The organism is Microcoleus vaginatus FACHB-2002 (assembly GCF_040004035.1).
GTDB lineage: Bacteria > Cyanobacteriota > Cyanobacteriia > Cyanobacteriales > Microcoleaceae > Microcoleus > Microcoleus vaginatus_C.
Window position 1 is genome coordinate 139,759 of record NZ_JAMPLN010000010.1, and the last position, 12,501, is coordinate 152,259.

Consider the following 12,501-nt stretch of genomic DNA (forward strand, 5'->3'; position numbering starts at 1 on the left):
CCTTTTTAATTTTCCTGTGCGGTTTTGGCGATCGCACTTAACTGCAATCCCTGCGGATAGCTGTTTTCTTCTTTGCTGCGCTTGATGTCGGCGATTGAAATCTGGGGTTTGAGGTATTTTGCCAAAACTTTAACCACGTCGCCCCGATCGATCGTCCCCGCTACTGAACCAATCGGCGAGAGGACGATGATTCGGGGGAGTTGACGGGCTTCCATGCTGTTAATTACTTCTGCAAGGGATGCTTTTTCCGAGACTGTGGGGGTTTTTCCCAGGGGTTTCAAAATGTTGTGCAAAGTCTGAACTTGCCATTGGCTGCGTTCTGTGAAGCGGATATCGTCGATCGACACTAAGCCCAAATCCCGGCCGTTGGTCGCAGCAATGTAAAATGGAAACGGATTGACTTCTAACAAATATCGATCGGCAAATTCTCGCAGAGTCAAATCTGCATCTACAACTCGAAACTCGCGACTCATCGCATCGCTGGCTTTAATTTTGAGCAGGGCTTCTTGCAGCGAAGTAACTTGGCTATAAGCAGTGGCATTGCGAATGCCAAACCAGCCGATCAGCGCAATCCACAAGCCGCCGTACTCGCGCGCTAAAAAGCATAAACTCAGACCCAAAGCAACAGCCAGCCAACCTAAAACTTGTCCTGTTTTTGCCGCCCAGCGAACGCCGGCAAATCGAGATCCGGTGATTTTCCAAATTGCTGCTTTTAAAACTTGTCCTCCATCCAAAGGCAGACCGGGAATTAAGTTAAATAATCCCAAAACGAGATTGATTAGTGCTACCCTTTCGGTGACAATTGCTAGCAAACTTTTCGGGGGAAGAACTTGAGAACCCAAACCGAGGATTAAAAACAGCGCAAAGCTCACGAGAGGGCCGGCAATAGCTACTTGAAAAGCTTGACCCGGAGTTTTTGATTCCGAGTCGATCGAAGCTACCCCGCCAAATAAGAATAAGGTAATAGAATTAACTTTAATGCCTTGCGATATCGCCGCCAAGCTGTGTCCGAGTTCGTGCAAGAGCACGGAAGCAAACAGTAGCAGAGCTATTGCTAACCCCGCACTCCAGGAGAGCGCAGGTCCCCACAGGCGGTAACTGCTGGCGTATTCGCGGGTTGCTAAGGCTAAAATTATAAACCACGAATAATCTATAACTAGGGGGATGCCAAATAAAGAGCCGATTCGCCAACCTGTCTGCATGAAGTTTCCTGGGAAAGGAGAGCAAGAAAGAGTTTCTATTATATCTTTTCTACCCCTTGCCTTTGCCTTTCCCCTGATTTTTACAGAACTCCGGCGTTACCCAAGCCCAAGATTACTCCGGCTCCGAGCAAGTGACCGAAGCTGGCTGTTGCCAGCAATTCTGGTACGCCGAAGCCTTTGAACATTCCAGGGAGTGCGACGGGTAAAGCAGGGCCCTTGCCTCGGTTTTGCTTGGAGATGCCGTAGTAGCCGATCGTGATCGCCAGCAAATTACATAAAATCATTGTCAGTCCTACCAGTGGCGACCACTCCGGTGTTGAGGGAGTGGTAGATTGTACGGCTAACAGCAAAGATGAGTTGATCACGTTCTTATCTCCTGATTTTACAGATCAATTGATTTCCAAGATTATAAAAAGCGTTTTGCATTAAACTAAGATTTGTTTTAATAGTTAACAATTCGTTTATATTTTGATACAAATTCGGAAGGGAGGAGTCGGAGTGCGGGTTAAAATTTGCGGAATCACTAAATTAGACCAAGGAATTGCGATCGCCCGCTTGGGAGCCCAAGCTTTAGGGTTTATCTGCGTGCCCGCTTCCCCCCGCTATGTCAGCCCAGAAACAATTCGCCTGATTGTCGAGCAGTTGCCGCAAAATGTCGATCGCATCGGCGTTTTTGCCAACACCACAATAGAAAATATCTGTCAAGTAGCGGCAGAGTCAAATTTAAGCGGGGTGCAGTTACACGGAGATGAAACAGCGGAATATTGCGATCGACTGCGGAAGTTTTTGCCGGGAATTGAAATTATCAAAGCCCTGAGAGTTAAGACTCCTGAAACTCTAGAGACGGCGGCTATTTATGCTGTTCGTGTCGATACTTTACTGCTGGATGCTTACCATCCACAGCAATTGGGCGGTACTGGTAAAACGATCGACTGGAGGATGTTATCAGAGTTTAGACCGCAGTGTCCTTGGCTGCTGGCGGGCGGTTTAACACCCGATAATATTTTAAATGCAATTGATAGCGCGATCGGCAATAACTTCAGCGGTGTTGACCTTTCTAGCGGCGTAGAAATAGCGCCGGGAGATAAAGATTTGACCAAAGTTGCTCAGTTGTTTGCTAATTTAAGTCAACTTGCTCATCATTGATAAATTGGCAATACCAAATTCGCGCTTTTTATCGGATTTATTCTTTAGTCTGCTTGGGCGAAGCCTGCCGTAGACTAGGCAGACTTCGTTTGTATAGTAGCGGTTTCAACCGCAGTTTATTTCCTTTATTGTTTTATCGGCGGATCTCAAAAGTGCGTGAAGCGGAGCTATCGCCAAGGGAATCGCCCTCCGGGTCTTCGTATTCCAAAACCAACTCACTAACCGTAGCACCGGTGGGGCCGCGGCGGCACCAACTAATCATTCCTTCCACAGCTTGTTTGGAGCCTTCAAAGACAGCCTCGACGCGCCCATCGGGGAGATTTTTTACCCAGCCGCCCAGGCCGAAATACTTTGCTTGATTCCTCGTTGAATATCGGTATCCTACTCCTTGAACTAATCCCGAAACAAAAACGCGGACTCTGACGGGGGGCAATGATTGGTTTTGCATAATAAACGGCTCAACTTACTGCTAACATCTGTTTGAAAATTTTAAGGATCAGTTTGATTATGTTAAATTTTAGTGCGATGGCGCTGCCGGGATTCCTGATACGCCGCATCACCCTAGCTTTTTCAACTATTCCCGATTTCACTGATTGGCTGGTTGCAGCTATGCTCGCGCTGGTTTACACTTCGATCGCTCTTTCCATTGGTTTTTGGTCAGGATTTCTAAAAGTAGACGTGCAAACCTCTCGGCGTACAATTGTGGGAGTGCTCATTGGCTGTTTGTTAAGTCCGGGCATCACCGAGGAATTATTGTTCCGCGTGTTAATGCTGCCACATCCGTTCGAGAAGGCTTCTGGCTTAATGCTGTGGTTTTGGGGATGCGCGAGTTTGGCGGTTTTTGTAGTTTACCACCCGCTGAACGCGCTGACTTTTTATCCGGTTGGTCGATCGACCTTTATGAATCCAGTGTTTTTGCTACTGGCTGCAATTTTGGGAGTTGCGTGCTCCATCGCATACCTGCAAAGCGGTTCTATCTGGCCTGCGGTGGCCGTTCACTGGCTAGCAGTGACAGGCTGGCTGTTGCTACTGGGCGGTTACAGGAGGCTGTATGGTTAAATGTAAAAAGTCCAGCATCACTATTTTGTCGGGAGGATCTCAGTTGTGGGTATCATAGGAGCGATCGTAGGTTTTTTGGCAGGGGTAGCAGTTGCTTACTGGTTAGTGGAAAAGCGCTTAAAGAAGCAAAAGCAAGAATACTTGCAGCAAACTCGCAGAATTAGTGAGGAAATAGAATTAGCTCAGATGTCTCGTGTGCAACAAGCTGTCGAATCTCAGCAAGGAGAACGGGAAAATCAGCTTAGAAAAGCTACTATCGAACACGAAAATTTACTCAGACAAGTTACTACCCAATACGAAAACCAGCTCAAACAAGTTGCGGCTCAATACGAAAATCAGCTCCAACAAGTTCGGGCCGAACGCGACAGTCAGCTCCAACAAGTTTTGGCCGAACGCGAGAGTCAGGTCCAACCACTTGCCACCGTAGACGAGTACGAGCTGCGACGACAAATCAGCGAGGAATTAGAAGCCGCTAACAATGCTAGGATGCAGCAAAATATCCAATTTTTGCAAGCAGAACACGAACATCATTTACTCAGAGTTGCTGACGAATTGCATCTAAATTATCAAGCTCAGATGGAGCAACATTTGCAAAACCTGCAAGATGAACACGAAATTCGATTGAGGCAAATTGCCGAGGAATATGAGAACCGAGAGGTTGAGATGCAGTTAAATATGGAGGCTTTGCAAGAGCAATACGAGAGTCAGTTGCAAGCGGCTCACGAGCAGTTGAGAGAGCACGAAGCTCAGATGCAAGCTACTATCAGATCTTTGCAAGAGCAGTACGAAAGTAATGTACAACAACAAGAAGTCCCCGAGGAGCAGTTCAGTCAGTTAAATTCAACAGAATTTGCCGAAGGTTTATCACAAGAAGAAGTTTGGCAGGAACTGTCAAGTGAGTTAAATCAAACAGAAGTTGAAGAAGAGTTAAATTACACAGATTTTTCGGAACCACAACCAATTGATTTACATCAACCAGCAGTCGAACAACAGCTTCCAATTAACAGACAAGCACCAAGCTATTCCATACCGCAGTTGATGGGATGTGTTCAAAGTCAGGACAAAGAAACCCGCAAGTTTGCAGCGTCTGCTTTAGGTAAAATGGCTGCTGCTAATGCTCTGAGATCCGAAGGTCAGCGAGCAATAGAAACCTTGGGAAAATTAGCTCAAGATATTCACCCGGAGGTGCGCGAAGCGGCAGTGGAAGCACTAGCAATGATTAAGTCGGAAAAAGTGATTCCGCTGCTACAAAAAGCTTTGCGAGATATAGATAGCGGTGTGGCTAAATCGGCAAGTGCTGCGCTCAATAAGTTTAAGTTTTATCCGCGCACTCCGGCGGCTAAGCCGAAAACTGTTGATGTAAAGAAACCAAAGCGTTAAGCATTTACGAGCATAAATAAATATAGCAATTGTCAATTGTCTACCACACAGTAGGGATACAACATTGTTGTGTCCTTACCGAGGTGCTGTATTTCACTCAATTTCGATTACTACTACAAACTTGGGAGGTTGGGTTGAGGAAAGAAATCAAACTCAATTATTCGATCGACAACTCGCCCAATCCTTAGCAGCAATCACCGACACCCCCCAGCCGAGGCCGATAGGGTTGATGATTCTCTGCCAACGGCTTTGGCGGCAATTTCGTCGCACAAAATCTATTTCAGACTGTGGGTTAACTGATCTGTTGCACTATTGTTAAAATCGCTGCTTTGTACCGAGTATAAATTTGAGGTCGCCAGAGTCGCTAACACCCACATCTAAGCGAATTAATCCAAAGGACGATCGCACCCTTACACCCACCCCAACACCCGCCCCAGTCCCCGGTTTGTCCCTGACTACCGCCGGTTTTCCGAGTACACTATCTCCTGTGCCCAAATCCGACGCAAAATCAACAAATATCACGCCGCCGACATCCTGACCCACAGGAAACCGATATTCGCCGGAAGCTAAAAAATAACTCCGGCCACTGCCAATATCCCCGCTATCGTAACCCCGCACAGAATTGCGGCCGCCGAGGCGAAAAGCTTCCGTTGGTGGCAAATCCCCGATTACCGTCCCCGCTTGCAAGTTAAAAGCCAGCATTTCGGGCAAGGCTTCGGACTCGCTGATGCCCAACAAACTTACTGGCACATACTGTATATAATTTGCCAAGAGCCGGTTACTCACAATGTTCCCTCGACCCAGAGGTATCGACTGCTCGGTGCTGAGGCTGAGAATCGAGCCGCTGGTGGGGTTGAAGGGATTGTCCCGCCGATCGAGCATCGCACCCAAAGAAACAGTGTATAACTCGTCAACGCCGCTGCCGCTGAATGTGAGAGGATTGCCGAGTTCGTCGCGGCGGGCGATATTTAAGTTGCGATCGCGCGTACTGATATTTGTATAATTGAGCCCCAAAGTCGATTGCCAATCGCCCAAAGGTCTGGTAAACCTGAGATTTCCGCCCCTCCGAATTTCCCGAACTCGGTTCCCGTTGGGCAAATCAATATCTTTGTTGAAAATTTCCGATATTCTGCGATCGCCAAAAGCTCTCACACTGTATCCCAAACGGTCTTCGGCGGCAACGTAAGGGCTGACAAACTGGACATCGTACTGGATACCTCGGAGGCTGGGCTGAAGTTCCACCGCCAGCCGCTGCGGGGTTGTTCCGAAAGTTCGATCGGTATAGGAAAGAGGAACAGCAACGCCAACATCATCACTAAGACTCGCACTCACGCTAAAAGAGCGAGCAGATCGCTCTTGAACGTTGTAGATTACATTAACATCCGTCCCAACTTCTTCGATCGAAACCGTAACCTTGTCAAACAATCCCAATTGCTGCAACTGCTGCAAGTCCGATCGTACAACTTCCCGGCTGTAGTTATCCCCCGCCTTGAGTTTGAGTTCGCCTCGGATAAAATCTTCCGAAATTCTGCCCTCAACCGGATTCCCTTTTTTATCAACAGCTTCGCCTCGGGAATTGACAAAGCGAATTTTCACCTCTGCAACGTAAACACCCTCAGCATTGCCCGCTTGAGTGATGTGTAGAGTACCGCCTAGCTGTCGGGCGTTGCTGTTTACGGCTTCGGGGATTTCGGCGTTGGCCGCGATCGTCGCCGGAGTTTTTAACAGAGATGTAAAATCTTTATTGTGGCTGGACTTGAGAGAGAGAGATTCCCTAGGGGATAGCTGCGCCGCGCGTACTTCTGGAGAAGCTGCGAGCTCATCCGATGCCGGCAAATCCCGCACAGTTGGGTTCACCTCATCCGATTGGTGACTATTTAAGACTGGAACCGATAACAAATGTCGCTTGTCATCGAGTCTAGATCCCCCTAAATCCCCCTTAATAAGACCCACTTTGAGCATATTTCTTGTCCCCCCCTTATTAAGGGGGGTTAGGGGGGATCTAGACTTCGCTACAAACAACAGAGATGGTCGGTTTGACGTTAAGTTGTCACCAATGACCTCATCCTCCTCTCTCTGCGTCCTCTGCGCCTCTGCGGTTCCCTCTCTAAACTCCGCCTCAGTCGGTGTGGCACTCGGATCGATCGCCCGCGCTGCCAATTCGCCGCCAGCCAGCGCAGCCAAAGTCAAAAATGCAATAATCGGAATTCGCATAAAAATAAAATTCAAGCACACCCAACGCATATTACCCAAAACCGGGCCCCCTGCATAATTAGCCGAAAAGAAACCCGGTATTTTTGAAGATACCGGGTTTCTGGGATGCTGAAATTTGGGAAAGTTCGATCGCGGGCGATCGTAAATTGGGGAAACCGAAAATTTGTTTAAATAGCTTGGCGAGAAACTCGTTTCTCAAAATGAGCCTGAGTCTGCTGCAACAGTTGTTCGCGACTATCCTTAGCGGTGGTAATGGTAGGGAGCAAGTTGCGAGCTTGTAACGTCATGTGAAGCTGTAGGTGTGCTACGTACTCACTGACATCTTCGCGAAGAGAGCAAGCCGGGTACTGTTTTAAAGTAGAGTTCAAAGTGTTCTCCTGCTTTGAGTTTGTAGAATTTTCTAATAATCATAGAGAATATCATGGTCTATTTCTAAGTGTGTACTCCGTAATGAAGTTTAACGTTTGGACTGCTTTTTTGTTACAATTATTTACAAAAATTTCTTACCTATCAGGAGTCGATCCCCATGCAGTCTCAAGCCCTTGTAGGACACAAGCACACATTAAGTACATTTGTCAATAGCACCCCCCAAACAGCCGCCTACCTCGACATCGGGTGCGGCAGACCCTTATTGATGCTGCACGGTTTCTTCGGAGAAAAGACTTGCTGGCTGCCATTAATTGAGTTATTGCAATCTCAGTTTCGGTGCATCAGTTTAGATATGTTGGGTTTTGGAGAATCCAGTAAACCAGAAATCCGCTATGACGTAGCTGTAGAAGTTGATTTTGTCCGGCAAGTTGTAGAACAACTAAATATCGAACCCTGCTGCATCATCGGACATTCTTTTGGCGGTTGGGTAGCATCTGCATATTCCCTCAAATATCCTAATTCTGTTAGCAGTTTAGTGTTAGCAGCACCAGCCGGAATTCGGGACGACAGTTTTTGCGGTCAATACGATGCTTTGCGGCCGCTGCTGTGGGAAACCCCAGCCGTTGATTGGGCCTTGCACTTGGCAAAACCTTTTGCGAGTTTAGCTGGAAAAAGTGAGAAATTGCAGCAAATTTCCGGGTGGCGCAGGGAGTTAATGTCTCAACCAGTAGCAAGGTCATTTTTAATGAGTCGGATGCGACCGGAAGACGCAGTTGATACAGTAGAAAAAGAAATTCACCAATTGCAAATTCCTACCTTAGTTATCGCAGCAGATAGCGACGAAACAATTCCTTTATGGCACTGTGAAACCTACGCTAAGGAGATACCGGGGGCAGAGTTAGTAATTATTCCCAATGCGGCTCACGGGTTGCCGCAAACTCAAGCTCAAATTATGGCGAAGTTGACTTGTAAATTTTTGAATAGTTAAGAAAAACTGTGCAATAAGCCGAATCATAAAAATTGTGATAAGCCACCAATTGAAAATAATTGTGTTTTAGTATACTACTTTATTAGGAAATACAGAATATATTGATTAGTGTCTTGTACAATTATTTTTATGGCTCTTAAATCTTGTGTCAGCAGGAGCTACAGACATTTAGTTGAGTCGGGGGTATTACCAATGGCAGCACTGAGCAACTACTTTAATCTGGAAGAAATTACGACTGCCAGAAAAATTAGTGCTGCGGTAATTAACATCAGCGGCCGCCAGCGAATGCTTTCCCAACGAACGGCTTTTTTTTGCATGAGGTTAGTTTGCTCTCAGAATGGGGTAGAAAGATCCAAACTGCGGGGGAATTTGTTAGAGGCGATCGAGCTTATGGAAAAATCGCACCGCGACTTAATTAATATTGGCAGCAGCGTCAACTTAGTGAGTCCCCCTTCACCCGCCCTCAAGGCAATGTATTTTGAGCCGCCACTGTATTTAGACAAACAAGTGCGCGCATATATCGATCGAATAAAAGCACTGGTGCAAGTTCCTGATGCCGAACTCATGCTGGAAAACCCGCACCTGCTGTACATTGTCGAAGCAGCGGGCGGCGACTTGCTAGAAGCTTTCGATGCCGTGGTGAGTCAATACCAGCAAGAAAGCGAAATCGAACAATTTGAAATCGACCTTAAACAGGTTGAACTTTATCAAGAAAGTTGTGCTGCTACCTCGAAAGCGGAAGCTCAAGCCGCCCAGCTCGATCGCGCACTTTGCGAACTAAAACAAACTCAAGCTCAACTCCTCCACAGCGAAAAAATGTCTTCGCTGGGGGCGCTAATGGCTAGTATCGTCCACGAAATTAATAACCCAGTTAGTTTTATTTACGGCAACTTGAGCCATGCCGCAATTTATACTCAAGATTTGTTGAACCTGCTGTGTCTCTATCAAGAATGCTATCCCAATCCCTGTCCCGAAATCACAGCTAAAATCGAAGAGATAGATCTTGGTTTTCTAGTTGAAGACTTGCCTAAAGTTATCTCTTCAATGCAAATGGGTTCCAATCGCATTCGCGAAATTGTCAAATCTATGGGCAACTTTTCGCGAACCGATAACAGTCACATGACCATGTGCGATTTGCACGACAGCATTGACAGCACCGTGTTAATTTTGCGAAACCGTCTCAATTCTCAAATAGACCGTCGCGACATTCAAGTAGTTAAAAATTATGGAAAATTGCCTCTTGTAGAGTGTTATTCAGGACAGCTAAATCAAGTATTTATGAATCTAATTACCAACGCGATCGATGCTTTGGACGAAGTATCACAAAATCAGCCCTATGCTGCGCTAAAAATTTTTATCACCACAGAATTAGCGGGGCCCGATCGCGTGAGAGTGCGGATTGCTGACACGGGAACTGGAATGACACCAGAGATAAAAGAACGAATGTTCGAGCAGTTTTTCACCACCAAGGAAATCGGTAAAGGTACCGGTTTAGGATTGTCTATTGTCTACAAAATCTTAGTAGAAAATCACCGAGGATCGCTTCGGTGCGAGTCGGAACCCTGCAAGGGAACCGAGTTTATCATTGAACTGCCGATCCAGCAAACTTAAGCAATTTACTAATCATCCAAATTTATCTATGTTAACTGTGGCACGGGCGTCCCGCCTGTGTTAACTGTGTGTGGCACGGGCGTCTCGCCTGTGTTAACTGTGTGTGGCACGGGCGTCCCGCCTGTGTTAACTGCAATTAAAATTTACACATATCCTACGCTAATTCCAGCTTCAAAGTTGGCAACAGCTTTTCTAAATTTCTGAGAGATTTCTGTTGCCAAGGAATATCATTTGAACCCAATACCAAAAGTTGAATCGTTTTCTTTTTCCTGACGCTAATCACAAATTTAGACAGCATACTGATACCAGAACTGTTAACAAATTCCAATTGTTTTAGGTTTAAGGTAATAGTAGGAGGTTCGCCATTGGCGACCTCATCTAACAATTCGGCTATGGGTGCATACTCTGGAGGGCCACTCAGGCTAAGTTCGCCTTGGAAAGTGAGTGTGATTGATTCGGGATCGTACTGAATACTGTAATCTTCACCTTTAATTTCTTGAATGCCCATTGTGATTTTGTTTCCTGAGTAAAATATTGCGATCGCACAAGAGAGTAAATATGGAAATGCTAGAAACTAGACCATAATTTGAACCACAGTCGTAACAATGATGGTATCACTATCTGGTCTGCGATCGAATTTCCAACCTATCTTAGCTGAATAGTCATTAATCATCGTCAGCAATCCCAATCCCGAGGTATCGCTTTCAGCTTCCGCATTCTTTTCAAGCTGCTGCAAATAAAGTTCATTTGGATCGGAATCGAGAATTTCTCCAATAAACTCCCTCAACTTCTTAGCCCCTTCTGGATTGACACTATTACTGGCAAAAATTACCGCCGTCACCTCTGTTTCACCAATAAAGTGTATGCCAAATTTGACTTTGTAATTAATATCATCCTTATTAAATTTTATCGCATTTTCTAACAGTTCGTTGGCTACGTAGCTCACAGCTCCCTTGCTTTCTTTGATCCGTTTCTCGCTCCTAGCATCCTCCTCATCCACCGGTAGAAAGCTAGACAAATAATCGGCTACAAAATGAGCTGAAAGGCGGTTGTTGCGCCAGCGCTGTTTGATGGGGCGAGAACTGGGGGTAAATGTAAGTTCTAGGGAGTCGTGTTCAGGAGGAAATTCTTCAATGAATTCTCCAAAGATTTGTGTCATTGTTTTTAAGCTTCCAGATGTCATGATTTTTCTCCCTCTAATTGATGTATTAATGTCACTTCTGGGTGAATTTCCACACGCCATTCCAGTTAGCAGGAATACTATTTACTAACAGCGATTGGATGCGTTTTAGGTAAAGTTGACTGGGCTTGTCATCTGGATTTAGGGCTACTATCTGTTCAAAACAAACTATGGCCTTAGCAAAATTCCCCTGACAATATTCTTGGAGCCCCTCCTCAAATATAGGCAAAGTTTGAATTTTGAGCGATCGCACTGGTTCTACTTCAACATCTAACACCTCACAAACTGAAATGGCTTCTTGTCTACCTTTGACAATAGCCCGATCCAAAAAACGGATATGATACTTTTCGGGTTGACTCAAACGTTGTACCACATCTCCAGAAATTAATAAAGATACGCCATAATACTTAGTCAAACCTTCCAGACGAGCGGTGAGATTGACATGATCTGAGAGCGCATCTGCTTGCATCCGATTTGCGTCACCAATAATCCCAACCATCGTATCACCCACATGGATACCAATGCCAATCTTCAGCGGTATATCCCCATTTATTTTACGGCTTTGATTGTATTTATGCAACTGCTCCAATTTCACAATTCCTGCCTGAATAGCATCATCAACGCCCTCAGGAAAAACTGCCATGACTCCATCTCCAATATACTTGACAATAAAACCGTTGTGCTTACGAATTTCGGGACTAATTTGCTGTAAATAGTTATTGATGAAGTCAAAGTTTTCTTGAGGAGTCATTTGCTCCGCCATCGTGGTGAACGAACGCATATCGGAAAACATAATTGCCATCTCTTTGCTCACGTGATCTCCAAGCTGGAAATCAACCATGCTCTGCTTGCCGAGAAATTGGAGAAATTCATCGGGAACGAAACGTCCGTAAGCCTGCAAAAGTTTCTCTAATTCTTGTTCCCGCGCTTTCACCGTTTGCACCATATGGGAAAATACCTGTGCCAGTTCTCCCAGTGCATCACTGCGCGCTGCCACATCTGACAATATCTGGGGTTGAAAGCTATTGTTTTTTACAGCAATAGCTGCATCTATAACCTTTTTTACCTGCTCGATGTAGGTCTGCATCTCTCGGTTTTTATGACGGATCTGGTTTTCCAGATCCGTGGAGTGTTGTGTGACAATTTCTACTAAGGTTTCATAGCTGTTTTTTTCATCCTCTACTTCCTCAAGTTTTTCCCTCAACTCCTGTAGCTGGTTATGGAGTTCTTCTGGAGATTTAGATGGTGCTAAATTTATTTGTGGTTTCATAATTTATACTTCCGAATCTGGAAGCGCAAAATTGTTTGACTTCCTCGTTGTAAATTATTATAACTTACAGGCGTGGAACTCG

At 45.7% G+C, this 12,501-nt stretch carries 13 protein-coding genes; 5 read left to right on the forward strand and 8 right to left on the reverse strand.

The genetic code is table 11. The features are described 5' to 3' along the window. Positions 1–5 precede the first annotated feature (5 nt). Both NDI35_RS11530 and psaK read right to left on the reverse strand, forming a co-directional pair. A complete protein-coding gene (locus NDI35_RS11530; protein WP_445312856.1) occupies positions 6–1,202 on the reverse strand; it encodes a site-2 protease family protein in 1,197 nt (398 codons plus the stop codon). Positions 1,203–1,282: 80 nt separating this feature from the next. Continuing rightward, positions 1,283–1,567: a photosystem I reaction center subunit PsaK gene (gene psaK / locus NDI35_RS11535; RefSeq protein ID WP_333251456.1), complete on the reverse strand. Its 285-nt coding sequence runs from the start codon at positions 1,565–1,567 to the stop codon at positions 1,283–1,285. A 133-nt stretch (positions 1,568–1,700) separates the two neighbouring features. Here psaK and NDI35_RS11540 point away from each other — a divergent pair, with 133 nt between their 5' ends. Beyond that, positions 1,701–2,348 carry a phosphoribosylanthranilate isomerase gene (locus tag NDI35_RS11540; RefSeq protein ID WP_445312857.1) on the forward strand — a complete coding sequence of 216 codons (648 nt, stop codon included), beginning with the start codon at positions 1,701–1,703 and terminating at the stop codon, positions 2,346–2,348. Between the two features lie 133 nt (positions 2,349–2,481). Here the strand turns inward: NDI35_RS11540 and NDI35_RS11545 are convergent, their stop codons facing one another. Further along, complete coding sequence (locus NDI35_RS11545; protein ID WP_445312858.1) at positions 2,482–2,796, reverse strand: acylphosphatase; 315 nt, start codon at positions 2,794–2,796, stop codon at positions 2,482–2,484. 59 nt (positions 2,797–2,855) lie between these two features. Between NDI35_RS11545 and NDI35_RS11550 the strand changes: the two genes are divergently transcribed. Continuing rightward, positions 2,856–3,407 (forward strand): CPBP family glutamic-type intramembrane protease, encoded by a 552-nt coding sequence (locus NDI35_RS11550; protein WP_445312859.1) that lies wholly within the window; start codon positions 2,856–2,858, stop codon positions 3,405–3,407. A 45-nt stretch (positions 3,408–3,452) separates the two neighbouring features. Then, entirely contained in the window at positions 3,453–4,787 is a 1,335-nt protein-coding gene (locus NDI35_RS11555) for a HEAT repeat domain-containing protein (RefSeq protein WP_445312860.1), read from the forward strand. Positions 4,788–5,102: 315 nt separating this feature from the next. Here NDI35_RS11555 and NDI35_RS11560 read toward each other — a convergent pair whose 3' ends face one another. Next, positions 5,103–7,001 carry a BamA/TamA family outer membrane protein gene (locus NDI35_RS11560; RefSeq protein ID WP_445312861.1) on the reverse strand — a complete coding sequence of 633 codons (1,899 nt, stop codon included), beginning with the start codon at positions 6,999–7,001 and terminating at the stop codon, positions 5,103–5,105. A 167-nt stretch (positions 7,002–7,168) separates the two neighbouring features. Next, positions 7,169–7,369, reverse strand: coding sequence for a hypothetical protein (locus tag NDI35_RS11565; protein ID WP_006634481.1), 201 nt, complete (start codon positions 7,367–7,369; stop codon positions 7,169–7,171). A 158-nt stretch (positions 7,370–7,527) separates the two neighbouring features. Here NDI35_RS11565 and NDI35_RS11570 point away from each other — a divergent pair, with 158 nt between their 5' ends. Next, the gene (locus NDI35_RS11570; RefSeq protein WP_445312862.1) at positions 7,528–8,358 is read left to right on the forward strand and encodes an alpha/beta fold hydrolase; all 831 of its coding nucleotides are present in this window, start codon (positions 7,528–7,530) and stop codon (positions 8,356–8,358) included. 129 nt (positions 8,359–8,487) lie between these two features. Then, positions 8,488–9,969, forward strand: a complete 1,482-nt coding sequence (locus NDI35_RS11575; protein ID WP_445312863.1) for an ATP-binding protein — start codon at positions 8,488–8,490, stop codon at positions 9,967–9,969. A gap of 154 nt (positions 9,970–10,123) precedes the next feature. On the opposite strand, the gene NDI35_RS11580 is transcribed toward NDI35_RS11575, so the two are convergent. The 3 genes from NDI35_RS11580 to NDI35_RS11590 form a co-directional block, all read right to left on the reverse strand. Further along, on the reverse strand, positions 10,124–10,477 hold the full coding sequence (locus NDI35_RS11580) for a slr1659 superfamily regulator (protein ID WP_445312864.1): 354 nt from the start codon (positions 10,475–10,477) through the stop codon (positions 10,124–10,126). Between the two features lie 66 nt (positions 10,478–10,543). Beyond that, positions 10,544–11,152 (reverse strand): slr1658 family protein, encoded by a 609-nt coding sequence (locus NDI35_RS11585; RefSeq protein ID WP_445312865.1) that lies wholly within the window; start codon positions 11,150–11,152, stop codon positions 10,544–10,546. Positions 11,153–11,183: 31 nt separating this feature from the next. After that, positions 11,184–12,419: an adenylate/guanylate cyclase domain-containing protein gene (locus tag NDI35_RS11590; RefSeq protein WP_445312866.1), complete on the reverse strand. Its 1,236-nt coding sequence runs from the start codon at positions 12,417–12,419 to the stop codon at positions 11,184–11,186. Positions 12,420–12,501 lie beyond the last annotated feature (82 nt).

Excerpts from the sequence above, each read along its gene's own strand:
- NDI35_RS11585 (WP_445312865.1), bottom strand. The coding sequence starts at position 11,152 with ATGACATCTGGAAGCTTAAAAACAATGACACAAATCTTTGGAGAATTC.
- NDI35_RS11590 (WP_445312866.1), bottom strand. The coding sequence starts at position 12,419 with ATGAAACCACAAATAAATTTAGCACCATCTAAATCTCCAGAAGAACTC.
- NDI35_RS11580 (WP_445312864.1), bottom strand. The coding sequence starts at position 10,477 with ATGGGCATTCAAGAAATTAAAGGTGAAGATTACAGTATTCAGTACGAT.
- NDI35_RS11545 (WP_445312858.1), bottom strand. The coding sequence starts at position 2,796 with ATGCAAAACCAATCATTGCCCCCCGTCAGAGTCCGCGTTTTTGTTTCG.
- NDI35_RS11530 (WP_445312856.1), bottom strand. The coding sequence starts at position 1,202 with ATGCAGACAGGTTGGCGAATCGGCTCTTTATTTGGCATCCCCCTAGTT.
- NDI35_RS11575 (WP_445312863.1), top strand. The coding sequence starts at position 8,488 with ATGGCTCTTAAATCTTGTGTCAGCAGGAGCTACAGACATTTAGTTGAG.
- NDI35_RS11570 (WP_445312862.1), top strand. The coding sequence starts at position 7,528 with ATGCAGTCTCAAGCCCTTGTAGGACACAAGCACACATTAAGTACATTT.
- NDI35_RS11560 (WP_445312861.1), bottom strand. The coding sequence starts at position 7,001 with ATGCGAATTCCGATTATTGCATTTTTGACTTTGGCTGCGCTGGCTGGC.
- NDI35_RS11550 (WP_445312859.1), top strand. The coding sequence starts at position 2,856 with ATGTTAAATTTTAGTGCGATGGCGCTGCCGGGATTCCTGATACGCCGC.